Origin of the sequence: Mesorhizobium sp. L103C131B0 (genome assembly GCF_000502275.1) — a bacterium.
Taxonomy (GTDB): Bacteria; Pseudomonadota; Alphaproteobacteria; order Rhizobiales; family Rhizobiaceae; genus Mesorhizobium.
In genome coordinates, this window is sequence record NZ_AYXC01000003.1 from 1 (window position 1) to 25717 (window position 25717).

21 protein-coding genes are annotated in these 25717 nt (G+C 61.6%); 16 read left to right on the forward strand and 5 right to left on the reverse strand.

The genetic code is table 11. From position 1 onward, the window contains the following. Positions 1–862 precede the first annotated feature (862 nt). The 12 genes from X730_RS157345 (at position 863) to X730_RS157290 (ending at position 12776) form a co-directional block, all read left to right on the forward strand. Positions 863–2893 carry a conjugal transfer protein TraG gene (locus X730_RS157345; RefSeq protein ID WP_023825850.1) on the forward strand — a complete coding sequence of 677 codons (2031 nt, stop codon included), beginning with the start codon at positions 863–865 and terminating at the stop codon, positions 2891–2893. Positions 2894–3010: 117 nt separating this feature from the next. Next, positions 3011–3424: a CopG family transcriptional regulator gene (locus X730_RS157340; RefSeq protein WP_023724111.1), complete on the forward strand. Its 414-nt coding sequence runs from the start codon at positions 3011–3013 to the stop codon at positions 3422–3424. Further along, the gene (trbB, locus tag X730_RS157335) at positions 3421–4389 is read left to right on the forward strand and encodes a P-type conjugative transfer ATPase TrbB (protein ID WP_023669259.1); all 969 of its coding nucleotides are present in this window, start codon (positions 3421–3423) and stop codon (positions 4387–4389) included. The genes X730_RS157340 and trbB overlap by 4 nt, the downstream gene beginning before the upstream one ends. 11 nt (positions 4390–4400) lie before the next feature. Next, entirely contained in the window at positions 4401–4709 is a 309-nt protein-coding gene (locus tag X730_RS157330; RefSeq protein ID WP_023669260.1) for a TrbC/VirB2 family protein, read from the forward strand. Beyond that, positions 4709–4981, forward strand: a complete 273-nt coding sequence (locus X730_RS157325; protein WP_023689361.1) for a VirB3 family type IV secretion system protein — start codon at positions 4709–4711, stop codon at positions 4979–4981. Before X730_RS157330 ends, X730_RS157325 begins: the two co-directional genes overlap by 1 nt. After that, entirely contained in the window at positions 4975–7425 is a 2451-nt protein-coding gene (gene trbE / locus X730_RS157320) for a conjugal transfer protein TrbE (RefSeq protein WP_023724110.1), read from the forward strand. Before X730_RS157325 ends, trbE begins: the two co-directional genes overlap by 7 nt. Beyond that, positions 7422–8147 carry a P-type conjugative transfer protein TrbJ gene (trbJ, locus tag X730_RS157315; RefSeq protein ID WP_023825851.1) on the forward strand — a complete coding sequence of 242 codons (726 nt, stop codon included), beginning with the start codon at positions 7422–7424 and terminating at the stop codon, positions 8145–8147. Before trbE ends, trbJ begins: the two co-directional genes overlap by 4 nt. Before the next feature lie 36 nt (positions 8148–8183). Further along, positions 8184–9506, forward strand: a complete 1323-nt coding sequence (trbL, locus tag X730_RS157310) for a P-type conjugative transfer protein TrbL (RefSeq protein ID WP_023724109.1) — start codon at positions 8184–8186, stop codon at positions 9504–9506. Continuing rightward, a complete protein-coding gene (gene trbF, locus X730_RS157305) occupies positions 9507–10238 on the forward strand; it encodes a conjugal transfer protein TrbF (RefSeq protein WP_023724108.1) in 732 nt (243 codons plus the stop codon). Next, positions 10228–11256 carry a P-type conjugative transfer protein TrbG gene (gene trbG / locus X730_RS157300; RefSeq protein ID WP_031196679.1) on the forward strand — a complete coding sequence of 343 codons (1029 nt, stop codon included), beginning with the start codon at positions 10228–10230 and terminating at the stop codon, positions 11254–11256. The genes trbF and trbG overlap by 11 nt, the downstream gene beginning before the upstream one ends. Before the next feature lie 10 nt (positions 11257–11266). Continuing rightward, positions 11267–12484 (forward strand): TrbI/VirB10 family protein, encoded by a 1218-nt coding sequence (locus tag X730_RS157295; protein ID WP_023692450.1) that lies wholly within the window; start codon positions 11267–11269, stop codon positions 12482–12484. Between the two features lie 13 nt (positions 12485–12497). After that, on the forward strand, positions 12498–12776 hold the full coding sequence (locus X730_RS157290) for a DUF2274 domain-containing protein (RefSeq protein WP_023692449.1): 279 nt from the start codon (positions 12498–12500) through the stop codon (positions 12774–12776). A gap of 170 nt (positions 12777–12946) precedes the next feature. Here X730_RS157290 and X730_RS1000000165865 read toward each other — a convergent pair whose 3' ends face one another. From X730_RS1000000165865 to X730_RS157270, 5 genes are all read right to left on the reverse strand, one after another. Then, complete coding sequence (locus tag X730_RS1000000165865) at positions 12947–13030, reverse strand: MucR family transcriptional regulator (RefSeq protein ID WP_081731033.1); 84 nt, start codon at positions 13028–13030, stop codon at positions 12947–12949. A gap of 115 nt (positions 13031–13145) precedes the next feature. Then, positions 13146–13451: a hypothetical protein gene (locus X730_RS157285; protein ID WP_155922416.1), complete on the reverse strand. Its 306-nt coding sequence runs from the start codon at positions 13449–13451 to the stop codon at positions 13146–13148. Between the two features lie 370 nt (positions 13452–13821). Beyond that, positions 13822–14037, reverse strand: a complete 216-nt coding sequence (locus tag X730_RS157280; protein ID WP_023692447.1) for a hypothetical protein — start codon at positions 14035–14037, stop codon at positions 13822–13824. Positions 14038–14340: 303 nt separating this feature from the next. After that, on the reverse strand, positions 14341–14736 hold the full coding sequence (locus X730_RS157275) for an avidin/streptavidin family protein (protein ID WP_023692446.1): 396 nt from the start codon (positions 14734–14736) through the stop codon (positions 14341–14343). A gap of 393 nt (positions 14737–15129) precedes the next feature. Continuing rightward, positions 15130–15897, reverse strand: coding sequence for a hypothetical protein (locus X730_RS157270; RefSeq protein WP_023825853.1), 768 nt, complete (start codon positions 15895–15897; stop codon positions 15130–15132). 122 nt (positions 15898–16019) lie between these two features. On the opposite strand from X730_RS157270, the gene X730_RS157265 reads away from it, so the two are divergent. The 4 genes from X730_RS157265 to X730_RS157245 all read left to right on the forward strand — a co-directional run bounded on the left by X730_RS157265 (position 16020) and on the right by X730_RS157245 (position 23858). Beyond that, entirely contained in the window at positions 16020–16235 is a 216-nt protein-coding gene (locus X730_RS157265) for a hypothetical protein (RefSeq protein ID WP_023692444.1), read from the forward strand. A gap of 296 nt (positions 16236–16531) precedes the next feature. Further along, complete coding sequence (locus tag X730_RS157255; RefSeq protein WP_023692442.1) at positions 16532–17119, forward strand: hypothetical protein; 588 nt, start codon at positions 16532–16534, stop codon at positions 17117–17119. A 296-nt stretch (positions 17120–17415) separates the two neighbouring features. After that, on the forward strand, positions 17416–22347 hold the full coding sequence (locus X730_RS157250) for an AAA domain-containing protein (protein ID WP_023692441.1): 4932 nt from the start codon (positions 17416–17418) through the stop codon (positions 22345–22347). After that, positions 22344–23858 carry a hypothetical protein gene (locus X730_RS157245; protein ID WP_023825854.1) on the forward strand — a complete coding sequence of 505 codons (1515 nt, stop codon included), beginning with the start codon at positions 22344–22346 and terminating at the stop codon, positions 23856–23858. The genes X730_RS157250 and X730_RS157245 overlap by 4 nt, the downstream gene beginning before the upstream one ends. The last annotated feature ends 1859 nt before the right edge of the window (positions 23859–25717 follow it).

The window sequence follows — 25717 nt, forward strand, 5'->3', positions numbered from 1 at the left end:
CAATCCATCCGGGTTCGAAAGCAAAATGTCTTTGACGGCAGCGCTGGCGGTCTTAACTTCAGTCTTGGTCATGGCGGCGTTCCTTCGCGGGAATCAGGTGACGTGAACAATCACCAGCCTGCCATGACCGCCCCCTCTCAGCGAATTTGCTGAACTCTCAGCACACTACCCCGGACAGTCAGGCATAAAGGGCGTCTATAGTGTCATGACGCGGCATTGGCCTGACCACCGCACCGCCCGCTCTTGCCATAGCCGCCCGCCCCGCCAGCCACTAGGCTGTGTTCCTAGTATCGCATTTCCGGCGCCGCCCGAGCCACCGAACACGGATACACCACCAGCAGTAGTGGTAGAGCTGTACTGCGGGCCGTCATCACCGCCGGTAATCTTTCCGAGGAGCATGCAATTGTAACGGATAGGCGTTGTGAGCGCACCACCTACGCCTCCCAACCCCAGCCCTAACGCAGTTCAATGCGCGCCTGGCGAAAAGAGCGCGTGGTCGGACTCTCGTGCCAAGTTCTTGCCAGCGCACGAGATCAACTAAGTGCTCGAGCGGGTGAACGGAATCGAACCCTTGTCGTAAGCTTGGAAAGCTGATGATGTCAGCTTAGGGCCAATTCCGGACCTGTTCTTTCGTCGTTAGCATGTCCGCTTCTCGCTGGACCTTCCCGATAGCGTACCGTCTGCCACCGGCCCCAAACAAGTCATTCGCTCGTCGCCTTCGCGATGACACTTCTTGGCGCCCAATCTTCCAAGCCTGCAACGTTCACTGCATCGCACGGGCGCGTATATTGGGTATCTTCGATTTTCTGAAACGTCACGTCATGCTGCTTCCATCTACTACCAAACAGTGGAGGCTGTGCCCGTGACACCGACGAAGCTCCTTGTCGGCCAGATCGTAGTTGTGTTCGCCATCGTCGTCGTTGGCGTATGGGCGGCAACGCAATGGTGCGCCCACATGCTGGACTTTCAGCCGCAGCTTGGCGCGCCATGGTTTGCCGCGGCGGCCCGGCCGATCTACAAGCCGTGGAAACTGTTCGAATGGTGGTTTCACTTCGACGCCTATGCGCCTGAGGTCTTCGACAAGGCCGGCATGCTTGCCGGAGCCAGCGGATTCTTGGGGTGTGCGGCCGCAATAGCTGGCTCCCTCTGGCGCGCGCGGCAGAGGGGGTTGGTCACCACCTACGGTTCCTCACGATGGGCCGCGGCTCGGGAAATCGAGAAGGCAGGCCTGTTTGAGCCGGCCGGCGTTTTCCTTGGCAAACTGAAGGATCACTATCTGCGACATGACGGGCCGGAACATGTCATGGCCTTTGCGCCGACACGTTCGGGCAAGGGCGTGGGATTGGTCGTTCCAACGCTTCTTTCCTGGACCGGCTCGGCCGTCATTCACGACATCAAAGGCGAGAACTGGCAGCTGACTTCCGGCTGGCGGTCGAAGTTCTCTTTCTGCCTCCTGTTCAATCCGACCGACTCGAGATCGGCGCGCTATAACCCGCTGCTGGAAGTGCGCAGGGGTTCAGATGAGGTCCGCGACGTTCAGAACATCGCGGACATTCTCGTCGATCCGGAAGGCGCGCTGGAGCGGCGGAATCATTGGGAGAAGACTAGTCATTCACTCTTGGTCGGGGCCATCTTGCACGTGCTCTACGCGGAAGAAGAAAAGACGCTCGCGCGCGTCGCCACTTTCCTGTCGGATCCGCAACGCTCGTTTGCCGCGACACTGCTGCGGATGATGACCACCAACCACCTCGGCACGGCGGACACACCTCGGGTCCATCCCGTCGTGGCCTCGGCGGCTCGCGAGGTGCTGAACAAGTCAGAGAACGAGCGTTCTGGCGTTCTCTCGACCGCAATGTCGTTTCTCGGGCTCTATCGTGATCCGACGGTTGCCTCGGCAACATCGGCCTGCGACTGGCGCATTGCCGACCTCATGGATGCGGAACGACCGATGTCGCTCTATCTAGTGGTGCCGCCATCGGATATTTCGCGCACCAAGCCACTGGTGCGACTGGTGCTCAATCAGATCGGCAGGCGACTGACGGAGCGGCTGGAAGGTGACCCGAAGAAAAGCCGCAAGTACCAACTGCTCATGATGCTGGACGAATTTCCGGCTCTTGGTCGCCTCGACTTCTTCGAGACCGCGCTCGCCTTCATGGCGGGTTACGGCATCCGCGCCTATCTGATCGCGCAATCCTTGAACCAGATCTCCAAAGCCTATGGCGAGAACAACGCCATTCTCGACAATTGCCATGTGCGCATTGCCTTTTCCTCCAACGACGAGCGCACGGCCAAACGCATATCGGATGCGCTCGGTACAGCGACGGAACTCAGGTCCATGCGCAACTACGCCGGCCACCGGCTGGCTCCCTGGCTTTCGCACGTCATGGTCAGTCGCCAGGAGACTGCTCGCCCGCTGCTGACGCCTGGCGAAGTGATGCAGTTGCCGCAAGCTGACGAATTAATCCTCGTTTCGGGGTTGCCGCCGATCCGCGCCCAGAAGTTGCGCTATTACCAGGATCCGAATTTCACCGAACGGGTGCTGCCGGCGCCGGTGTTGCGCGACGGTCTGTACGCGGACTGTCCTGCGTCGCGCCCCGACGATTGGAGCGGACAAGTCCGCAGTGTTGACCGCCGTCTCGCTGCCGATGACGAACACGCCGGCGCGGCAATCGAAGAAGGGAGCGGCGTGCAACAGCATCGTCATCCCGGCCTGCCTGAAGACCACGTCGTCGTCTCTCGGGAGCCTGATCAGGATGACCTCTTCAATCTGTCGGACGATGACGCCGAGGCACTCGCAGACAAGCGCGTCATGGACCGGGTTTCTACCGCGGCGAGCGCCTACGGCCTCAGCGAGGGAAGGGGCGACGACAAGGACATCATCCCCGGCTTCTGAACGCTTTCCGCAACTGAGGCGTATCTCGGCGTAGATAACGCCCATAAGCGATTTTGCGGATCTCGGCGATGTTCGTTCGCACCGGCGCATCAGCGCCGGCCAGTCGGAACGAGACGTATGAAGCCCCATCGCATTCGCCACCAGTTTCTGCTCGAACCCGAATTGAGCGAGAAGCTGGAAACCCTCAGCCGCAACCCGTCGACCACGAAATCGGCAATCGTCGCGAAAGCGGTCGAGGCCTTCATCGAACGGCGTGGTGAAAACGAGCTCGACCAGCGCTACGGCAAGCGGCTGGACCGTCTTTCCCGCGATCTCGACCATGTCAGGCGCGACGCCGAAATAACTCTGGAGAGCCTGGCGCTCTTAATCCGCTTTTCAATCACGCTTCATGCGCACACGCCAATTCCGGATCGGGCGACACAGGCGATCGCCCAAGAGCGCTTTGACAAATTCGTCGAGCAGGTCGGTCGCCAGATAGCCTCCGGGAAGCGCTCGCTTGGTCACGGCAATGGCAACGGAGGCGAAGGATGAACTCTCATCCCGCAGCGGACCACCGCCGCCGAGCCATGCTGCGCACAGCCATGGGCGCCGCGATCACCGAGGCCCTTGCCGATCCGACCGTTATCGAGGTGATGGTCAACCCCGACGGCGCGCTGAGGCTCGACCGGTTGGGAGAAGGCCGGGTCGATACAGGCGTGCATATGCATCCTGCCGAGGCGGAACGCATCATCCGGCTCGTCGCCTCCCATGTACGCGCCGAGGCGCATGCAGATAGTCCGATTGTCAGTGCCGAATTGCCATCAGGCGAGCGCTTCGAGGGTCTGCTACCGCCGGTCGTGCTGGCGCCATGCTTCGCCATCCGCAAACCGGCGGCAAAACTCTACACGCTGGCCAACTACGTCGCCGATCGCGTCATGCTCCCGCTGCAGGCTGATGCCCTGAGGAAGGCAGTGCGCGAGCGGCGCAACATCCTGGTCGCCGGCGGCACATCGTCGGGCAAAACGACACTTACCAATGCTCTACTGGCAGAAGTCGCCGAATGCGATGAGCGGGTGATCCTGATTGAGGACACCCGCGAGCTGCAATGCGCGGCCAAGGACTGCGTTGCCATGAGGACGAGGCGGGGCTCCATCACACTCGCCGATCTCGTACGCTCGACCTTACGGCTGAGGCCCGACCGCATCATCGTCGGCGAAGTCAGAGGCGCGGAAGCGCTCGATATGCTGAAGGCATGGAACACCGGACATCCCGGCGGCATTGCCACGGTTCACGCCAATTCGGCACGCTCCGCACTCTATCGTATTGAGCAGCTCGCCCAGGAAGCCGTTGTCACCGTTCCCCGCCGGCTGATCGCCGATGCCGTCGACTTGGTCATCTTTATTGCCGGAAGAGGACCCGCGCGCCGCGTTGACGCGATCGCCGAGGTCACGGGTCTCGACGGCAGCGGCGATTACGCCGTCACCCCGCTCACACTTCCGCAACTCCAGCAGCTCTGAAAGGTCACCTCATGCGCAAGAAGCTTCGCTTTCTTTCGTTCGCCGCCGTCGCGCTTCTTCTCACGGCCCAGGCCCACGCTGCCGGCTCCGGCATGCCGTGGGAACAGCCGCTGCAGCAGATTCTGGAATCGGTGCAGGGGCCGGTCGCCAAGATCCTCGCGGTGATCATCATCATCACCACCGGTCTGACCCTTGCCTTCGGCGACACGGCGGGCGGTTTCCGCCGGCTGATCCAGATCGTCTTCGGCCTGTCGATCGCCTTCGCGGCCTCGAGCTTCTTTCTTTCCTTCTTCTCCTTTGGCGGCGGGGCAGTCGTCTGATGAGCACCGGAGAGCAGCATATCGAAGGCTTCGAGGTTCTGGTCCATCGGGCGCTCACCGAGCCGATCCTGCTCGGCGGCGCGCCGCGGGCGGTGGCGATCCTCAATGGCACGGTGGCCGCGGCCATCGGCCTAGGCCTGCAGCAGTGGATTGCCGGTCTGATCCTCTGGATCGCCGGCCACACGCTCGCGGTCTTTGCCGCACGGCGTGATCCGGATTTTGCCAGCGTGCTTGTCCGTCATCTTCGTCAAAAGGGCTGGCTTGCATGCTGAAGCTTTCCGAATACCGCGGCAAAGCCGACCGGCTTGCCGACCATCTGCCCTGGGCAGCACTCGTCGCGCCCGGCATCGTGCTCAATAAGGATGGCAGCTTCCAACGGACATTGCGGTTTCGTGGCCCCGACCTTGAAAGCGCGACGGAGGCCGAACTCATCGGCATATGCGCGCGGGCAAACAATGCGCTGAGAAGGCTCGGCTCTGGCTGGGCATTATTCTTCGAGGCCGAGCGCATCGAAGCGCTGGGCTATGCGAGCTCGGCCCTTCCCGATGCTGCCTCATGGCTGATCGATGAGGAACGGCGCGCGGCCTTCGAGGGCAAGGTCGCGCATTTCGAGAGCATCTATCATCTGACCTTGGTCTTCATGCCTGGGCCCGATGGCCAAGCGCGCGCGGAAAGTGCTCTCGTCGACTCGCATGACTTGGGAGGGGAAAGAGACTGGCGCCAGGAGCTTGCCCGGTTCCGAGACGAGACTGACCGCGTTCTTGATCTTCTTTCGGGCTTCGTGCCCGAGGTGCGCGCGCTCGACGATGCCGAGACCCTGACGTACCTGCACGGCACGATCTCGACACGCCGTCATCCGGTCGCCGTGCCGGAAACGCCAATGTATCTCGACGGCGTCCTGGTTGACGCGCCGCTGACCGGCGGCCTAGAGCCGATGCTGGGCGAGCAGCATCTGCGCACGCTCACAGTTCTCGGCTTTCCGAACGTCACCCGGCCAGGAATCCTTGATGTGCTCAATAACCAGGATTTCGCCTATCGCTGGGTGACGCGCTTCATTCCACTCGACAAGGCGGAAGCCACGAAGACGCTGACTCGGCTCCGGCGGCAGTGGTTTGCCAAGCGCAAATCGATCGCGGCTATTCTGCGCGAGGTGGTGACCAACGAACCGGTGCCTCTCGTCGACAGCGACGCCGACAACAAGGCGCTCGATGCCGATGCAGCACTGCAGGCATTGGGCGGCGATCATGTCGGCTTCGGCTATCTCACCACAACGGTGACGGTGTGGGATCAGAACCGTAAAGCCGCCGCGGAAAAGCTTCGCGCCGTCGAGCGGATCGTCAACGGGCTCGGCTTCACCACCATTCGCGAAAGCATCAATGCCGTCGAAGCGTGGCTTGGTTCATTGCCGGGTCATGTCTACGCCAACGTTCGCCAGCCGCTCGTTCACACGCTTAACCTTGCCCATCTCGTGCCGCTGTCGTCCGTGTGGGCAGGTCCAGCGGAGAACGAGCACCTTGCCGAGGTCACCGGCGATTACGCTCCGCCGCTTCTTTTCGCCGAAACCAGCGGCTCGACGCCGTTTCGGCTTTCGACCCATATCGGCGATGTCGGCCACATGCTGATTGTCGGGCCGACCGGTGCCGGCAAGTCGGTTCTGCTTGCCCTGATCGCTTTGCAGTTCCGGCGCTACGCTGGCGCGCAAATCTATGTCTTCGACAAAGGCAATTCGGCCCGCGCCGCCGCGCTTGCCATGGGCGGCGACCACCATGCGTTGGGTGCGAATGGTGCGCTTGGTTTCCAGCCGCTGCGCCACATCGACGACCCGGCCACACAGAGCTGGGCGGCCGAATGGATCGCCGGCCTCATTGCCCACGAGAATGTCACCGTCACCCCGGAGGTGAAGGAGGCAATCTGGTCGGCGCTCACCAGCCTCGCCACCGCGCCGGCGCAGGAACGCACGCTGACTGGCCTGTCGGTCCTGCTTCAGTCCAATGCGCTCAAATCGGCATTGATGCCCTACACGCTCGACGGACCATTCGGCCGCCTTCTCGATGCCGATGACGACCGGCTGGCCATCTCGGATGTGCAGTGTTTCGAAACCCAGGAGCTGATGCACAGCCAAGGCGCTGTGCTGCCTGTGCTCACCTATCTGTTCCATCGTCTTGAGGACCGGTTTGACGGGCGGCCGACGCTGCTCATGCTCGACGAGGCCTGGGTCTATCTCGACAACCCGCTCTTTGCCGCCCGCATCCGCGAATGGCTTAAGGTGCTGCGTAAGAAAAACGTCTCCGTCATCTTCGCGACGCAGTCGCTTGCCGACATCGCCGGCTCTTCTATCGCACCCGCAATCATCGAGAGCTGCCCGCAGCGCATTTTTCTCCCCAATGATCGTGCGGTGGAGCCGCAGGCACGGGCAGCCTATGAGCGCTTCGGTCTTAATGAGCGACAGATCGAATTGGTCGCCCGCGCCACGCCGAAGCGCCACTACTATCTGCAGTCGCGCCGCGGCAATCGCCTCTTCGAGCTCGGGCTAGGCCCGATTGCTCTTGCGCTTTGCGGCGCCTCCGACCCGGCCGCGCAGACCCTGATCGACAATATTCTTTCCGAAGAAGGGCAGGGCAGCTTTGCCGCCCGTTTCTTCAGTGCGCGCGGCCTGGATTGGGCTGCCGAGCTTCTCCAGCAATTTCCTCAACCTAACAAGGAGCAATCGTCATGATCGGACGCCGCCTTTTTACTAGCCTAGTCACCGTTTCCCTGATTGCCAAACCGATGGCTGACTACGTCCAGCCGGCCTATGCGCTCATCGTGTTTGACCCGTCCAACTATACGCAGAATGTGCTGTCGGCAGCACGCGCATTGGAGCAGATCAACAACCAAATCCAGTCGCTTCAGAACCAGGCGACCATGCTGCAGAACATGGCGCGCAACCTTCAGCGCCTGGATTTCTCTTCCGTGGGCCAGCTTACCGGCTCGCTCCAACGGATTGACGGTCTGATGACCCAGGCGAGCGGCCTGAGCTTCGATCTCGACAAGCTGCAGGACCAGTGGCGCCAGCAATATCCGGAAAGCTACGACGCCACCATCAAGGTCAGCGATGTCGCGAGCGCCGCGCGCGAGCGCTGGCAGAGCGCCATGCAGGCGTTCCGCCAGACCATGAGCGCGCAGTCGCAGATCGTCGAGAACGTGCAGGCCGATGGCGACCTGCTTACCGATCTCGTCAATCGCAGTCAGGGCGCGGCAGGTGCCCTCGAGGCAAGCCAGGCTTCCAATCAGCTGATCGCGCTTTCGACCAAGCAGCAGATGCAGATCCAGACGCTGCTTGCGACCCAGTTCCGGGCCGAAGCCGAGGATGCGGCGCGCAAGGCGCAGTCTGAGGAAGCCGCTCGCGAGACGACGAAGCGTTTCCTGGGCACCGGCACGGCTTATCCCGGCAATTGAGCGGCAGTTCTTCAAGACAACGAGGAAGGCGGCGACATGAACGACCTCGGAGTCATCGATCGCTTCATGGAGACCTTTACCCGCTACATTGACAGTGGGTTCGGTCTGCTTTCGGGCGACGTCGCCTTTCTCACCACCATTCTGATCGGCATTGACATCACGCTCGCGGGCTTGGTCTGGGCGTTCGGCGGCGAGCCCAACATTCTCGGCCGGCTTGTTCGCAAAGTGCTCTATGTCGGCGCCTTCGCCTTCGTCCTGAACAATTTCAAGAACCTCGCCGACATAATTTACCGCTCCTTTGCCGGTCTCGGCATCAACGCATCGGCCGGCAACCTGTCCGCCGACAGTCTCCTGCGGCCAGGCCGCATTGCCGCGGCCGGCTTCGAGGGCGCCTGGCCGCTCCTCAATCAAGCGAGCCAGCTAGTAGGCTTCCCCGAGATCTTCGGTAACGCGCTCACCATCTTCGTGCTGCTTCTGGCCTGGTTCCTGGTCCTCATCGCCTTCTTCATTCTTTCCATCCAGCTCTTCATCACCATCCTCGAGTTCAAGCTCACCACGCTGGCCGGCTTCGTCCTGGTGCCCTTCGCGCTCTGGAACCGTTCGGCGTTCCTGGCCGAGCGCGTGCTCGGCAATGTGATTTCGTCGGGCATCAAGGTGATGGTGCTTGCCGTCATCGTCGGCATCGGCTCCACGCTCTTTGGCGAGTTCGCTTCCGCCCTGCAGGGCCAGGAGCCGGACCTGGCGGCGGCCATGTCTCAGGTGCTGGGTGCGCTGGCGCTGCTTGGGCTCGGCATTTTCGGCCCCGGGATTGCCTCGGGTCTTGTTTCCGGCGCGCCGCAGCTTGGCGCCGGCGCGGCACTTGGAACAACGGCGGCCGCAGCTGGATCAACGCTCGTTGCCGGAGGCGCTGCGTTTGCCGGCGCGCGCATGGCAACAGGCGGCGGCCTCGCCGCAGTCCGTGCCGGCGCCGCCATGGGGTCCGCTGCCACCGTCGCTTGGCAAACGGGGCGCGCGACATCGCCCGAGTCCGGGCTGTCCGGGGTAGCTGCTGGGCTGCATGGGGTTGCGAGTGCCGCTAGCGGCGCCGCGATGCGGGGAATGCGATCCGCAGCAGAACCATTCCGCCGTAGTGCCGACGCCGGTCGCGATGCCGGCTGGACCGCGACCGGCGGCATGCCGACCGAGTCAAAGACAGGAACCTCGCCCGCTGCAGCCTCTGACCCCGCGCCGGTCTGGGCAAGGCGTCTGCGTTCCGAACAGACCGCACGCGCCCATCGCAATGCTGCCACGCAGGCGGTGCGCGATGGAGATCGGGGCGGAAGCGGCGCCAATCCCTCCCTCAATGACAAGGAAGACTAGATGCTCTTCAAGCGACCCGTTCAGCGTTATGGAAAGACGCCCGAACCCGTAACACCCTACCAGAAGGCCAGCCAACTCTGGGATGAGCGCATCGGCACGGCGCGCGTCCAGGCCAAGAACTGGCGCTTCATGGCCTTTGGCTGCCTGGCTCTGACGACGGGGCTTTCCGGTGGGCTTCTGTGGCAGTCGATGCAGGGCCGCGTCGTGCCTTATGTCGTCGAGGTCGACCGCTTTGGCGAGGCGCACGCGGTCGCGCCGGCAGTCCAAAACTACCAGCCCGACGATGCCCAGATCGCCTGGCATCTCAGCCGCTTCATCCAGAATGTCCGTTCGGTTTCCACCGATGCGGTTCTGGTGCGGCAGAATTGGCTGTCGGCCTACGACTTTGCCACCGACCGAGCGGCGCTCTTCCTCAACGAATATGCCAAGGCGAACGACCCTTTCGGCCAAATCGGCACGCGCAGCGTGTCAGTGCAGGTGACCAGCGTGGTCAGGGCTTCCGACAGCTCGTTCCAGGTCAAATGGACCGAGCAGGTGTTCGAGCGCGGCAGCCTCGCCAGCACGACGCGCTGGATCGGGATCCTCACCATCCTCATCCGCCCGCCTAGGACAACCGAGCAGCTGCGCAAGAACCCGCTCGGCGTCTTCATCAACGCCATCGACTGGTCGCGCGAGCTCGACAGCGCCGCGCCAACCCCCGTTTCCCCTAAGGAGCCCGCCAATGACAAATAGAGCCCCATTGCTTCGTGCTGCCTTGATCCTGTCGGCGTCTGCTGCGGTTCTTTCGTCCTGTGCCTCGAAGCCAGTGCCGCCGCCTCAGATTTCCTATGACCACGAGGACTTCAAACCAGCCGCGATCGAGAAGGCGCCGGAGAAGCCGGTCAAGGTCGTGGAAGTGCCGAAACCGTTACCGTTGCCTGGTCAGTTGATGCCCGCACCCGGCAAGCCCGCCCCAGATAAGCGCTCGCCGGAAGAACAGGTCGCCGATGCCAACAAGGCGGCGACGCAACAACCCACCAAGTTTGGCTATGTCAATGCGGTGCAGGTTTACCCCTTTGCCGACGGCGCGCTCTACCAGCTCTACGCCGCGCCGGAGCGCGTCACCGATATCTCATTGCAGCGGGGCGAGAAGCTGGCCTCGGTCTCAGCCGGCGATACGGTCCGTTGGGTGATCGGTGACACCGTTAGTGGCTCAGGCGATGACCAGCGCACTCATGTGCTGGTGAAGCCATTCGCGCCGGGGCTTGCCACCAATCTGGTCATCACGACGGACAGGCGATCCTATCACCTGCAGCTTCAAAGCACTGAGAAAACTGCCATGGCGGCGCTCTCCTGGATTTACAGCGAAGACCAACTCGTGGCGCTTCGGCGGCGCAACGCTCAGGCAGAGGCTGAAATGCCCGCGGCCTCGAACGTAGCACTCGAAAACATCCGCTTCCGCTATTCGATCACCGGCGACACGCCGCCGTGGAGACCGACGCGCGCCTTCGATGATGGCAGCAAGGTCTACATAGAGTTCCCGAAGCGCATTGATCAGGGCGAGGCGCCACCGCTCTTCATCGTCGGTGCTGACGGGGACAACCAGCTCGTCAACTATCGGATGCACGGCAACTACTACATCGTCGAGCGCCTCTTTGCCGCGGCTGAACTCCGTCTCGGCGCCAAGCAGCAGCAGGTGGTGCGCATCACCAGGACCGACGGACGGCAACTGCCGCGGCGGATATCGCTCTTTTCGCGGTTTGGCAGGTGAGGGGAGGCTCATGACCGACACGTCCCGCCCCAATGTTCCGCCCAAACTCGATCCCGAACAGCTGCAGCTGCGGGCCTCACCGCGCCGGGCCGTGCGCTTCAAGCGCGGCATAATCGTCGCGATCGCAGCTGTTGGCTCCGCCACCATCTTTGGCGTCACGATGATGGCGCTGCAGGGGCCGGCACTGCGCCTGAAGCAGCAGGCTGAAGAGCTTTACAGCACCGACCGCAACCCGACCGCCGAGGGACTTGAATCGCTGCCCAAGGACTATTCCGGGAGCAAGCCGAAGGCTCCGGTGCTTGGACCGCCGCTGCCCGGGGATCTCGGCCGTCCTATTCTCGAGCACCAGCGCCAGCTTGGCATCGCACCTGGGCAAGACGTTTCCGCCGAGGCGCAGCGGCTTGCACAACAAGCGATTGAGGCGCGCGAGTCGCAAGTCCTCTTCCGCATCGAAAACCGGCCCCAGCAGACGGAAGCTTTTGGCAATGGGCAGGGCGGACGTTCGCCTTTCGAGACGGCGTCTCCGCAGCCAGATACCGAAGGCCAGCGAGCTTCCGTCGCGCCGGCCGAGGGCGACCAGAACAATCAACAGCGCAAGCTCGATTTCATCGATCAACGGAACACCGGCGGGATCTACAACCCGCATGCACTGCAGACGCCGGCTTCGCCCTATCAGATCATGGCCGGTAGCGTGATCGCTGCAAGCCTGATCACCGGCATCAATTCCGATCTGCCCGGCCTTGTCGTCGCCCAGATCACCGAGAATGTGCACGACAGCGTCACCGGCAGCATCCTGCTCATCCCGCAGGGCTCACGGCTGATCGGCACCTACGACAGCGTTGTAGCCTTTGGGCAAAGGCGCGCTCTGTTGGTGTGGCAACGCATCGTGATGCCGGACGGCTCCTCTACCGAAATCGACAATCTGCCCGTGACCGACGCGGCCGGCTATGCCGGGCTCGAGGACAAAGTGGATTTCCATACTTGGCAGCTGATCAAAGGCGTCGCGGTGGCCACATTGCTGGGGGTTGGTACCGAGTTGAGCTTTGGGGAAAATGAAAGCGACTTGGTCAAGGCAATTCGTGAATCCGCCCAGCAGAACGTCAGTCAAGCCGGCCAACGGATCACGGAAAAGAACCTGAACGTCCAACCCACGATCACTGTCCGCCCTGGTTGGCCGTTGCGCGTCGTCGTGCACAAGGACCTCGTGTTGCGGCCATATACGGGGTGAACAGGAGGACTTGATGGCTAATTTGAAACTCGGAAAACTTCCGGACCGGACACCTTCGAAGATCACCATCACCGTTGGCGCCGACTTGAGCCAAGCACTTAATGACTATGCCGCACTTTACCGTCAGACCTATGGCGAGTCCGAAACCGTGGCTGAACTGATCCCCTTTATGCTGGTCGGATTTCTGGAAGGTGACCGGGCATTTGCCAAGGCCAGAAAGGAAGGTTTACTGGGCGCTGGCGCGTCGGAGAAACCACGAAGGCAATCATCTTCCACGCTGGACAACGGGTAGCGCTTGGTGTCGTTTGGTCGCACGCTAGGTTCTTGATCCTGACCGCGTTGCGGCCGGTCCCAGCGAGCGCTTCGCAAAATTGAGATCAGGCTTTCGCTTTACGCGTTGAGGTAGGTTTTCTTGGCCGGAGCAGCCTTCCTTCCCAAACCTAACGATTTTGCCAGCGCTTATCAGGCGGCCGAATAGTTCAGGGCGACCACGGGATAGTCCTTCGCCAGTCCCCACCTCGCCTGGTATGTATCGGGGCCGTGCATGCGTGCGATCTACCGGTGGGAGTTTTTCTCGAGCCTTTCGGCCGCGTCCGCTAGTTCCTTCGATCATTTCTTGAGCAGCGAATTCGCTTCCTCCCGGAAATATTCCCCAAGATGGTCAAGCAAAGCATGGATCGAACGCGGATGGCTTGGGGTCTGCGAGGTGAGCGGGGTCGCCACGCCGAATTAGGGCATGTAGCCAAGCCCACTGCCGCGGTTGCGGTTGGTCCGGCAAAGCGGCGATGCGCTCTGCGGTCTCGGCGTCGGCCTGTTGCTGTCGCAACGCGACCAGAGCCGCCTTTTCAACCGCTTCTGACTCGCCGTCGACCAAGCCTTCGAGAAACTCCACAGACTCCTCGATCGGCATCCATCCCGCAAGTTCGGCGACCATCAGACGGTCTGAACTGTCTGTGCACTCGCTCATGCGAGTGATCGTCTCGACCAAGCGTCGCCGTGGTGCGGCACGGCACAGCAAGCGCCTAATTTGATGGCGAACGGGAACCGGCGCTGCGGCGTGGTCGCCCAGCACGACGTCCGCTGCCCTTTCGGCATGAGCTCCAACAACAGGTAGGCGGCCGACTCTGCGCGGGACGCAGCACGCCGGCGGTGATGAGCCGATCGCGAGTCGCGTCTGCAACGGCCAGTCTGGCAGCAACGCTGGCCGTCCACGGATAGATCGCACTCCCATCAAGTAGCGTGCCAGCGAGACGGAGCAAAGCATATCCGTCGCTGGCATGGAACGCGCCTGGGTGCGGTTCTCTATCGTCGCCCTTCGCCAATATCGATCGATTAGCTCATATTCGCTGACAGCCGGCCCAGCGCTCGCTTCCGGGAATTCGGCAATAGATCGCCGCCAATGTGGGACGTGTAAGCGACAGCAGCACGTCGTCAGGGAGGAACTTAGGATCGCGGCCGGACCGGCGGAGATGTTCACGCACTTGCGCCAAGGTGAAGTCAGGCACGGCCACTTCGCTCAGCCCCTCGGTCGTCTGATGCAGCAGCCTCGTCATACGATTCTCCGCTGAAATCACCGTCCTGATACCCAGGCGCGCCCAGGGCACCGCTGCCAATTCGGCGGCTAGATCCGGATCGGGCCAGGTGGTCGAGGAACAAGGTCAGCCAGACGCCGTCCTTGTTGCCAAGTTGCGGAAATCCTCGCAATTGGCAAGCTGCGGTCAAAATCGGTGCGCCAAATGGTCTGACGAACTTATACATCCGGGACAGGTAAGACCGGCTATTCTAGCCTTCGTCAGATCACAGGTCCACCATCGCCGAACCTTCGAGCGAGAGCAACAGCCGAAACCTGGCAGCGGCTATTCCCGAACGAATTGATCCGCACCTGCGTTGATTGAAGCCCACATATCGTCGGGTTCCTCGGCATCGGCAACGTTTTGCGTCATCTGCCAAAGAGTGTCGAGAACGTCTGAACCATCTGCAGCGGTAGTCAGTTGCCCTACCCAAGCAGTTATCGCTGCTACCGGCCAGGCGACGACAAACGAGATTAGATCGCCATTTACAAATCCGGCCACGTCTCCGGTCAAGGACTTCCCGCTCCCGCTTTTCGCGGTCGTATATGAACCGGACACTTTGTTCCCCACAACGGCAAGAAACATCTTCGAACCAAGCTCGTTTTTCCAATGTCCGGCAAAGTCGGGACCGTTGCCTGAAGTCATCGAAAGCAGCTTGAGCGCCGTCTCAACTTTTCGCACGTTACATTCCTCCCAAGGTCGACCTTGTGTGGCTTATATCCAAAGGGAGCTTGACGAAGCAAGGCACGTTCCGTCAGTTGTGGGAGAAAAAGGGGTGATAAGCAAGCAAGACAGAAAACCAGCCAGCCTAGATTCACCACTCGTCATGGCCGATGAATCCAATGCGCTGACGACGGCGACAAGAGACCGCCGCCCCTCCGGAGCCAATCCATCATTCCAACCAATCTTTCTGTCCCGCATTGCGCTTTGTTGCCGGCAATAGAAGAACGACTCTGTCCAGGATCTGATTTCAGACAGAATTGTTGCCCGCACCGGACGGCAGTTTCTAGACGCAGATATTGAATGCACCCCTCAGATCGGCGCACTCCCCCTGCGCCACTGAACATTCGCTGACTAGCATTGGGCTTGTTCTCGGATTGCCGCTTCGTGTTCGCGTACGAGTTCTTGGAAGCTAGCGAACGCGACGTAGAACAGCATCTGTTCTCGCTCCAGCAAGGTCACAATCTTGGCAAGGTCGAGCGGCTCACGTCCGCCGAACCCGTAACGGACCTGGCCCGTCTTCTCGTTGACGATCCGCGTTACGAGTTGCGTCATTCCAACCACAAACCGCGGCGAGAAACGATGATTGTAGGCATTGCGGAAATCGTCGGTGCCACCGCGGAAGGCACTTGCGCCAATGGCGTCAAGCGCGCGCTTAAGTCCTTTGTAGCCTCGCCAAGACTTGCCATACTTGTCAGCCACGTGGGGATAGATGTCGTAGTCGAGCGGCAGGTCGTCGCTCCAGGTGGCTGGCCGCTTGAGCATATTCGCCTGATGGCACAGATGGGCGGCGGCGAAGCCGAAGCGCCCCTTGACTACATAGGGAGAGTTCAAGGCGTTGGTGGCGAGTGTGTCGATGAATTCATGGGTCGCGTCAAATTGTTTCTTCTGCGTTAGCGACTGGATCACCCTTGACCAAGCTGTCAGGCTATGGACGTCGTTGGTAAATCTATTGATGGTATTGGCGAGCTCACGCCCAAATTCGTCGAGCATCCACGAATACGCCATCCATTGGACGCCAATCGGATTGGGCAAGTTCGACCAATTGTAGGGCATATAGCGCCCGGTGAGCGGCGTCCCCTTTAAGGTTTTCCGGAACTGTCGATAGAGCGAGATCCCCATAGCGAGAGTTGTACTCGACGGCGTTCAAAAAGCCATACGCGTCAGTCGCCATTTCAATCGATCGCGCCGGTATAATTCGGCTTAGGGATTGGGTTCGAGGGCGTCGCGGATATGACGTTTGCATGGCGAACCAGCGCGATGGCGGCGCATTGACGGTCGGGAAATGGAACTTTTCCGGTGTCCTCTACCAGTTGCTTGCAACGTTGAAGGCCGGCCTCACCGCAATGATCGAAGAAGTGGTAGCCAACCGCGACGGTGCCAGCGTCCGCATCGTCGTCGAGCGCGCGAGAGGCGGCGATGCCCAGACGCTCCAACCTGTGGTCCGCAGGGTCGACTAAATCAAGATCCGCCGGGGAATGGCGCCTTGGACTTCGCGCACGATCGTTGAAGAGGTGCTGCCAGATCTGTTTGAGGCCGCGGGCAATGGTGCACAGCCAACCGAATTCCGGTTCATCACAATCTCGATGGGACGGATGCGTTCGCAAAGTTCGTCGAGTCAATCGGCAACGCGCATCGAAATGGCAAAGGTCCAGCGGATCTCGATACCTTAGAGCTGCGCTTTCGCTGGCGGACGGAAAGAATATCACCGGAAGGTGTTCAGCCACATCGTCGAGACCTTGGACGCTCCTGAAGTGTGGCGTTTCTGGCGACCCTCATAGTGGCGGGCTGGTCGGAGGCAGCAATCACCGATGAGATCGATGCTATGCTGGCCGAACTCGTCGATGAGCGCGAGGAGATCTCCGTCAAGCGCAAGGCGTTTGTGGCGCAGCTCCTCGGCTTAGGCACGGGGTCGGCGTGTCGCTTTTCGCAAACGCCCTGCTTCAAGCGGTCGATCTCATCCTGCGCGGCTGACCTTGGCGCGGCGCATACCGTGGATTCTTCGTCAAATCGAGACGCCCTGCAGGTGGCGAGATATGATCGGACCATTGGATGTGCGGGGCGTGCCGGCGTCGATCGAAGCCCCACTTTCGGTTCCGGACAAGGCAAGACCTGTCGGCTGTGCCGCGCCGCACAGGAGATGATTGATGCCGGCCAATGCGCGATGTTGTTGGCGGCGAGGGGGGAACTTGCCGACATCGAGGCCAAGGAAGGTGTGCTTGTGAAGGTCGGCAACAGGGCGGTATCGCGCTGCGGCGGCGATGAATGCCGCACGGTGCACAGTTGGCTTAGTTGGGCTGTGTTGTGGATCACTGGAGGCTGCACTGCTGAGAGCCTCACTTGACCAAGGCTGCTTCGCGCCCAATTTCGGACGGTGAGGCAAACTTTGCCTTCGCCTGGAAGCAGACATTCCGATCGCCATCTTGATAGTCCACGGCAGAGCCCCGAAGCCGCCGTTCGGTCGAGGACTGCGACGTAGTCGGTCGACCCGCGCCAGTGGCCCGCGATCTTCTGGACAACATTGTTCGCTATGATCTACCCCCTTCCGCCAAGGCGCGTATCCTGCTCAAAGGAAGTTGCCAGCGCAAAAACGAAAGCTAACATCTGGAGTGGCCGCGGTAGCGGCTCGGGGGAATTCGCTTGAAGATCATCAACTGCGGGAACGGCCTACATGTGCGCGAGGTGAAGGGCATCGAGACCTTAGCTTCATTGCCTTCGCACTGGTTCGCTTATACGAACCTCGACCTTGCTACCGCGCCCGGCTCAAGCCGCGAGATCGACGTCATCATCGTGGCGGACGACCGCATACTGGTCGTCGATCTCAAGGATTGGTTCGGCCCGATCGAGAGCCGCGATGGGCATTGGTACAACGCCGGGCGGGACCATGGCCCGTCGCCGGTCGCGAAGATATCTGCCAACGCGCGCCACGTCTTCATTCAGCTCGAGGCCCACCTCAAGCGCCACGCCAAGGGCGCAAAGCCGATCGTCCCTAGGGTACAGGGCCTTGTGGTCCTGACCAAGGCCACAGACCTCAGCGGCATTTCGGAGACCGAGCGGCGGGCGGTAATGCCCGTCGCGGCGTTCACTTCTTCGCTCAAGTCGGTTCCCAAGCGGATCGAGGTGTTCGGCAAAGGGCCACCCGCTGGCATCCTGACCTCGGCGGAGTGGAAGGACCAGCTCTCGAAGTTCTTCAATATGAGCAAGGGCGTCTTCGTACCTGGCCGACGGACCTATGGTGGCTTCTATGCCACGTCCGCCGCACCGGTGTTCGAGCACCCCGAGGGAATCTTCGCGGAGTTCGAGGCGAGCGACGAACGGCAGTCGCCAACCCTCGGAGTCCTGCGGCTATGGGATTTCTCCAAGGCGGAAACTCGCTTCCAGACCGAAGAAGGACGTAGCGAGATCGCCGGTCGCGAGCAGGAGGTCATCGCCTACCTGCAGGACCGAAGCGAACAGTGCGACAGCGTGATTGTCGGCGGCAAGACGCGCGACCCGACCTTCGGCGTACGATACTGGGAGGTCTATGACCGCCGGCGCCGGCTTCACCGTCTGACAGATTTTGGCAGCTCCGAGCTAGCTGACCTTAGCCGGGTCGATCGAATCGAACTGGCTCGCCAATTGCTCTCATCCCTCGACGCGCTTCACCTCGCGGAGGCAGCGCACCTCGACCTCGGACAGCACAGCGTCTGGGTGCAGCGACCGTCAACCGTTCGGCTCTCGCACCTGATGGCGGCAAGCTACCCCGATGTTCGCTCGCTCGGCGAGTCGCGCTTCCAGTTTCTGTCAACAGGCAAGCTGCCAGAGGACATCTTCGGAGTCGAAACAACCCCTAAACGTCGCGACGTGTTCCTCGCCGCTTCCGCCATTCACCGCATCCTCCTGGGCACGGGCCCTGCAACCTCGAGCGGAATTCCCGAGTGGGACAGCGAGTGCGACAAGGCATCCGACTACGTCGAACTTTACGGCTGGCTGGCGTCCGCGCTCGCGCCCGACCCAATGCACCGGTTCAAGGACGCGGGAGACGCGCTGACGGCCTTCAACGCTGCAGTCGCCATCCGGCCCACGCCTGCGGAAGTCATAGCAGGGCTTGAGCGGCATCGCGGCGCGATCAAGAGTCAGATGGCTCTCTTCCAGGCCTATCCGCCTGCCGAGATCCTGCGAGACGACGAGACGCGCGCCTTGTGGCGCTCCTGCAAGGACGGTCGCGAGGTGCTGGTAAAGGTCTGGAAGCGTGCTTCGTGGGGCGACCAGAAGAAGGAAGGATCGCGCATCCTTGATTTCCTAGATCAGCTCGCCGAGCTCTCGGCAGTCGAGCCCGAGGGATGCGCGAAAATTCTGGGTGCGATGTGGCTGGGCGATGCGATCGTCATGATCCAGGAGTGGATCGATCGCCCCGACCTCGCGCTGTTGATGGCGGAGCACCCGGAGCAATTTGGCGAGGAAGCGCGGCTTCAATTAATCGACGCTCTTGCCCGGCGGGTCGAGGAGTTGCACACCCTTCGCCTGGCGCATGGCGACCTCAAACCTGCCAACATCCTCGTCGATCCCGCAGCACCGAGCGACCCGGTTATCGTCGACCTGAGTGACTTTACGACGGCCACCGAAGGCGACACTGTAACTGCGCGCTATGCCCCCGAGAGCGGCGGTCGCTTCGAACGCGATTGCTTCGCGGTCACAGTCATCGGCGAGGAGCTCCTCGCCGGAAGCGATTCGAGAATATCCGGCCGCCTTCGCGAGGCAATCGCGAAGGTGCGAACCGACGACCCGGCGAACGCGACGTTGCTTCCCTTGATCGATGTGCTGGCGGCCGGCGAGCCGCACGACGCGGACTTGGCGACGATCCGGCTCGCTAGCCCACACGTAGGGGCAGGCCCTTTGCTACCGGACGAGGGCCATTATTTCCTGCGCCGCGCCCCCTGGGGACGTACGCTCATTATCCGCGGGGCCTGCGAGGAGCTTGAGGTCAGCATCGGGGCTGACGGAAAGCCCTACCGGCTCAACCGGCGCGCTCTGGAGCAGTCAAGGATCAGGCTTTTCCAGAGGTTCGAGTTCGCGTCACTCGAAGCTGCCATCATCGTCGAGGACGGTCCAGTTACCAATCTGGAAGACCTCACTCCGCTGCTCGAACGCGAGGATGTCACTGCGGCCCTGGGTCCGACGCAGCCCAGGGCGACGGACGCCGAGGTGAGCGCGGAGGGCGAGCAGCCCGCCGAACAACGCGACATCGTTTCAGGCGAGTCGCCCGAGGACGACCTGATCGAGGCGATCGCTGCTGAGCCACCGCCGAACGGTCAGGTAGACGTGGCGATGCTGTGGGGGATCCTCGTCGATGCCGAGCGGGAGTTGGTCACCTATGGGCAGGTTGCCGAGGACAGCGTCTTCGACATAAGCATCAACCGGCACAAGGTCCAGTTTGACCTGCTGAGTGGGTCGTTTGACTACAATCGGCGTGACCGTGTCATGGTCGAGCGCGAGGACCGCCGAGGCAATTGGCGGCCCGTCGGCCAACTCGACCTCCAGCGATCCAAGCCTGACACGCTCTATCTGGAAAGCATGCGGCCGGAGCAGCGAAACGGACCGCCGCTAGTGGAGGAGGGCGACGAGCTTCGCTTCCGGAGCCGCATGGAGGAGACCAGCCTCGACCGTCGCCAGGCTGCGGTCAGGCGGATCGTCGGGCGCACCTCGCGTACGCGCAACCTGATCGGAATCCTCGATCCGCGCACCGCGGCAACACCGCAGTCGTTGCCCGATCGCCAGCCGGTCGAAAAGTTGAAGGAGCAGTACGAGCTCAATGACCAGCAGGCCGAGGCCTTGTCAGCTGTGCTCGCCACACGCCCGCTCGCCCTCGTGCAGGGGCCGCCGGGAACAGGCAAGACGGTCTTCATTGCGGCGTTGGTGCATGCCGCTCTCACCTTGGGGCTGGCGCGCAATGTCCTGCTCGCAAGCCAAGCGCATGAAGCGGTCAACAATGCCGCCGAGGCCGTGCTTAAGCTCTTCGCTCGGGCGGGTGAGATACCGAGCATCCTTCGCGTCGGCAACGAGGGTGTTGTCTCAGACCGCCTGCTGCCATTCCACGTCGAGCGAGTCGAGCAGCTCCAGAAGGATAGGTTCCGTGCCGAGATGCGCGAGCGCTTGGCCGTCGCCGCCCAGGGACTGGGCATTCCAGAGGCGCTGACCGACGCGCTGACCCATGTCGAGATTGCGATAAGGCCCGTCGCGGCCCGGCTGGCCAGCTTGCAGGACGAGGAAAGTTCGGCGCAACGAGTAACAGCGCTTCGCGAGACAATCAGCCAGCAGGTCTTGCCGCTTGGCATAGACGACACGCTGCCCGCCGACCTGGCGGCCGAGAAGATTGTCACGACGATTGTCGACGCCTGCCTCCAGGCCATGCCGCAGGGCGAGCGCCCGAGCGCTGACCGTGTTGCTAGGTTCCAGGCAGTCGCAGGGCTAGCACGCGACTTCGTGGGAACAGTCTCGACCGAGCAACGGAGCCTCGAAACTTTCCTCGCCGGAACGCGCCAGATCGTCGCTGGGACCTGTGTGGGGCTCGGCAGATCGGCGCTTGGCTTGACCTCAACACCCTTTGACCTCGTGATCGTCGACGAAGCGGCGCGCTGCACCGCCAGCGAGCTCGCGGTGCCGATCCAGGCGGGCGCATGGATCGTACTCGTCGGCGACCATAAACAGCTTGAGCCACAGCATCCGGAGTCAGTGGTCGACGAAGTCGCCGAGCGCCTCGGCGTGGGCGTGGCGGAGGTTGCGAGGAGCGACTTCGAGCGCATCTTCGAGACACCCTATGGGATTGCCGCGGGTCACACGCTGCGACGGCAATATCGTATGCTCCCCCCGATCGGTGAGATTGTCTCGCGGTCATTCTATGGCAAGCGCCTTGAGCATGGTCGCGTGACGCCGATCATCGACGCAGAAGCGCTACCTGCCGACCTCAGCGCGCCTGTCACGTGGTTCGACACGGCGCCGTTTGGCGAGCGCGCCAAGCAAGCCGATCCCAATCATCGCAAGAGCCTGACCAATACGGTTGAGGCAGACGTGATCGTAAGCCTTCTTAAGCGATGGAGCGAATGCCAGCTGTTCCTCGACTGGCTTGCCCAACAAGCAACGCATGCCCATGGCATCGGGATCATTTGCGCCTATTCGGCCCAACGTGACCTCGTGAGGCGCAAAATCGCCTTGGCACCGATCCATCCCTCGCTGCGAGCCGCGATGAAGGTGGACACGATCGACAGCTACCAGGGCAAGGAAAACCCCATCGTGATCGTGTCGCTTGTTCGCAATAATTGGGACGGGCCCGTGCAGGGCGGCTTCAAGACAATTCGGCCTGGATTCCTCGCAAGGCCCAACCGCATCAACGTCGCGATCAGCCGCGCGATGGACCGCCTTGTTATCGTGGGTAGCTTGAAGCGATGGGAGGAGGCCGGGCCGATGGACCGGATCGCGCGGGCCTTTGCCAGTAACGTTGAATACGGGCACGCAAGGGAAGTAGATGCAATGGCTTTACTGGAGAATCGGCTCAACGCCGCGCCCATTGATGGCGCCTTGGAGAAGGCACAATGACCGTCCAGCCCCGCAGTAAGCTGACGCTCGGCCCCGTGCGCGAGGGGCTCGTCGAAGAATCGGAGGACGGCCCGCTCCAGTTGGCGACGATCGACCTAACGCTGCCCTGTCGTCGGTTCGTCGTCGAGCACAAAGTCGCTGATGTTGGCAAGGTCTCCGTGACAGCCGAGTTTCTAATTCGCTTCGTCCGCGCAATGGGAAGCTGCACAGAGGAAGCGGTCCAGTCCTTCTTCGGATATAGCCGGCGCGAGATGGCCTACGTTTTCCACGAGGTCGAGGACGCCGACTACATCCGTCGGAGCGAGGGACGCATCACGCTGACACAGACGGGGCTTTCGCTCTTCCGCCCTGGTGTCGAAGAACCACTTATCTACGAGGTCGAGCGCAAGATCGCACGCGTCGGCTTCGACCTCATCTCGCTGGCGCCCGCCGAAAAGAAATTTCTGAGCTACTTCGAGCGGAACCTTCCCGAACTGCCGCTGGCCGACGTTGAGCAAGTCAGCTCGGCAACGGAAAGGGTGCCGTCGTCGTTCCGTCGGTTCTTTCGCGAGTTCGCGCTGAAGATCGATCCAATCTCGACCCCGCGACGCACGCTCTATTCCATCGACGGGGTGGCGGCTGAGGAGCGCTTTTCGACGCTCGTGCGCGTCCGGTTGATGTCATCGGGGCTCAAGCCAACCTTACCCGACATCGACCTTTCCGAGTGGAAGTCAGACTACGAGTTGTCAGATCGTGAGGCAGTGGGGCTTGCGGTCGCCGAGATGCTCGAGCGCATGGCTGTTGCGCGGCGGGAAGACGATGGCGAGGCATACCAGCTCCTGATCCAACTTGCCCAAGACTATCTTAAGGAATGGACGCGCCGCGATGGGTTAAGCGTGCAGCGCTTCTATCGACACGCCTTCACGAGCCACGGCGACGTCCGTGCTGACCGTCCGACCGTGCCGATCATCGGCAGCCTATTCACCAAGGAAAATGCGCGTAGGCTGTTCGATGTCGCAAGCTACGGCCTGCGCAAAACGCGCCACGCCGCAGCTGCGATCTATTGGGTGGTGCCCCAGGCCCCACTTTGGGGAAGCACCTCGATCATGGCCGAAATCGTCGAACAGTTCCGCGAACAGATCAATCGCTTGAACGAGGATCTCAGTGTGCGGCAGAACGTAGAGACGATTTCGTTGACCGCACAGCGCCCCGAGCGCTGGGTGAAGGAAGCCTTCACCCGCGGGTACGAGTCGAACGCCCGTGTATTTCCCGGCGGGTTCGAAATGCTGCTCGTCCCGGGTGCCTTCGTCGCCGCAACGGTCCACGCGCCGATCGGCCAACAATCGGGCTTGCCGGTCCCTTTGGGCTTTGCGAGTTTCGACTCGCACGTGTTGGCGCGTGCGGGCGAGTTGCTCGACGCGAACGCCGAAGCGTTCAAACTCGGTGACGTGCTCAGACGAAACCTTATCGCGCCGCCCGCAACGGACAAGACGGAGGACAGTGCAGGAGGGGCCGTGCCCGCCTCAAAATAGCCGCCGCACCCCTCGAACGGCGAACATGATCCAGAAAAGTTGCGGTTCGCGACCTCGGAGACAGCAGCAGCTTCGCGTCGCACGTTGTTGACAACTCGCGGTGTCGAAAGGGGTCAATGCGCAACGTGATCGAACGAAGCATAATTTTGAGCGTCGTCGAAACGGCATCTATCCCCAAAAATTCTATAAGCGGTCAGACCGCATGCGGCCCCAAGGCTGCCGGACCGCAATGCGCCCAATCTCAGTCATTCGATCGCCGGATCTCGATTCCGGGAGCTGCCGTTCGCCGACTTGGCCATGGATCCCTAGCTCACATTCTGATTAGTCTTGGCGTATTGCTCCGCTGTCAGTTCCCCGACTGCTTGAATATTCGCCCGGTTGGTCGAAAAGGACGCAGCGCTGCTGAGATTGGGTGAATCCGAAGGCGATGCATTGGTCCAGTGCCGAGCAGCCCCGTTCGCACTCGTTGCGAGAGCGGGCGCTCAGCACCCGGAACCCGTTGCCTGAAAAAGCCTTGCCGTTGAAATACTCGAAATAGGGAGCCGCACTCGACGCCGGCGGCATGTCATCTCCCGAGATAACGCCGCTAGTAGCGCGGGCGTTCATCAAAAGTTGGCCTTGTCGCTCCTTGAGAAAGCACTTTCTGTTCCACGCGTCGTAAGTGAAAGCCCTGCACCAGCTCTCCGAAGCTCGGCACATGGATTCACACTGTTCCACGTTGTCAGCTTGACGGGTCTCTGCGGCCTTACTCTTTATATCCCTGTTGAGGAAACGCCTGAAAGATCCGGATGGTGGCGCGACGGCCACCGCCTCCNGGATTGACTGGTGGATGATAGCCAGTGACCAGACTGCGAGTGCCGGCCGTGTGTCCTTGGCTTTCCTGCGCGCCTGCTACGCTCGAGAACAGCCTGCAGACGCCGCCATGCGACGAATGATCAAAGCCCGCGCACCCCGAGCGCGCGGAACAAAGCTTGCTGCAGGCCTCAAGCGGCACGCTGACCGTGGCGCTGACCGCCCCGTTCAGGAAGGTCTGCGGGTAGCGGAAGAGCTCCTGGGCCGATTGCGCGTTTGCGGGCCGACCTCCGGCCGGCGGAACAACAGCAGCCGCAAATGCGACCACAAACCCTATCAGTAGTCCAACGGTTCTGCCGCTTAATTGCCGAATGCGATCAGCAAACCTCCGCGGGCACGCAGGATGCATGTCCGATGGTGGCTCGGACACTTGGAGCACCTGCGGATTGTTCATCTGTGACATTGGTTGCCTTTCTCCGCCGCTTTCCGAAGAGAGCCTCAAAAGCTTCCGGGACCGCTCAGCGGACATTTCCGGGATGCGAGAACCGAGAAGGTCCCAAAATGGTTGTTGCAGATGCGGAACTTAGACGGACGTGCCCTCGACGCCGAGGAGGTCGGATCTGGTGAGGCCGCTTTTGACTTTGCTGCCGGCCGCTGACTTGTCGCCTCTCGTTGTTTTTTACGTCTTGGTTTCGCTCGGACGATCGCCGCAGGCTTGCCAGTCTTTTGCGATGTGGCGCTTTTCTGCTTCGTCGCTTCCGCTTCCGACGCACCCTGGCTCGGCTGCGATGTCGGTTGAGCTGCGACTGGCGGATTGGCTGGCGGACGGTAGCCCATGACGAGACTGCGTGTTCCGGCGATGTGTGGCGGGCTCTCACCGCGCCAGCCACGTTCGCGAACAGCCGACAGAAACCGTCGGACGACGAGTAGTCGAAGCCGATGCATCCCGAACGCGCGAAGCAGAGGTTTCTGCACGACTTCAGCGGCACGCTGACCGTCGCGCTGACGGTACCATTCAGGAGGGTTTGTGGATAATTGAAGAACTCTCCTGTCGACTGCGCGTTCGC

Excerpts from the sequence above, each read along its gene's own strand:
- trbL (WP_023724109.1), top strand. The coding sequence starts at position 8,184 with ATGAACGACCTCGGAGTCATCGATCGCTTCATGGAGACCTTTACCCGC.
- X730_RS157280 (WP_023692447.1), bottom strand. The coding sequence starts at position 14,037 with ATGACGAGGCTGCTGCATCAGACGACCGAGGGGCTGAGCGAAGTGGCC.
- X730_RS157330 (WP_023669260.1), top strand. The coding sequence starts at position 4,401 with ATGCGCAAGAAGCTTCGCTTTCTTTCGTTCGCCGCCGTCGCGCTTCTT.
- X730_RS1000000165865 (WP_081731033.1), bottom strand. The coding sequence starts at position 13,030 with ATGCACGGCCCCGATACATACCAGGCGAGGTGGGGACTGGCGAAGGAC.
- X730_RS157295 (WP_023692450.1), top strand. The coding sequence starts at position 11,267 with ATGACCGACACGTCCCGCCCCAATGTTCCGCCCAAACTCGATCCCGAA.
- X730_RS157290 (WP_023692449.1), top strand. The coding sequence starts at position 12,498 with ATGGCTAATTTGAAACTCGGAAAACTTCCGGACCGGACACCTTCGAAG.
- X730_RS157325 (WP_023689361.1), top strand. The coding sequence starts at position 4,709 with ATGAGCACCGGAGAGCAGCATATCGAAGGCTTCGAGGTTCTGGTCCAT.
- X730_RS157340 (WP_023724111.1), top strand. The coding sequence starts at position 3,011 with ATGAAGCCCCATCGCATTCGCCACCAGTTTCTGCTCGAACCCGAATTG.
- X730_RS157245 (WP_023825854.1), top strand. The coding sequence starts at position 22,344 with ATGACCGTCCAGCCCCGCAGTAAGCTGACGCTCGGCCCCGTGCGCGAG.
- X730_RS157285 (WP_155922416.1), bottom strand. The coding sequence starts at position 13,451 with ATGAGCGAGTGCACAGACAGTTCAGACCGTCTGATGGTCGCCGAACTT.
- trbF (WP_023724108.1), top strand. The coding sequence starts at position 9,507 with ATGCTCTTCAAGCGACCCGTTCAGCGTTATGGAAAGACGCCCGAACCC.
- X730_RS157270 (WP_023825853.1), bottom strand. The coding sequence starts at position 15,897 with ATGGGGATCTCGCTCTATCGACAGTTCCGGAAAACCTTAAAGGGGACG.
- X730_RS157265 (WP_023692444.1), top strand. The coding sequence starts at position 16,020 with ATGGCGAACCAGCGCGATGGCGGCGCATTGACGGTCGGGAAATGGAAC.
- trbB (WP_023669259.1), top strand. The coding sequence starts at position 3,421 with ATGAACTCTCATCCCGCAGCGGACCACCGCCGCCGAGCCATGCTGCGC.
- trbG (WP_031196679.1), top strand. The coding sequence starts at position 10,228 with ATGACAAATAGAGCCCCATTGCTTCGTGCTGCCTTGATCCTGTCGGCG.
- trbE (WP_023724110.1), top strand. The coding sequence starts at position 4,975 with ATGCTGAAGCTTTCCGAATACCGCGGCAAAGCCGACCGGCTTGCCGAC.
- trbJ (WP_023825851.1), top strand. The coding sequence starts at position 7,422 with ATGATCGGACGCCGCCTTTTTACTAGCCTAGTCACCGTTTCCCTGATT.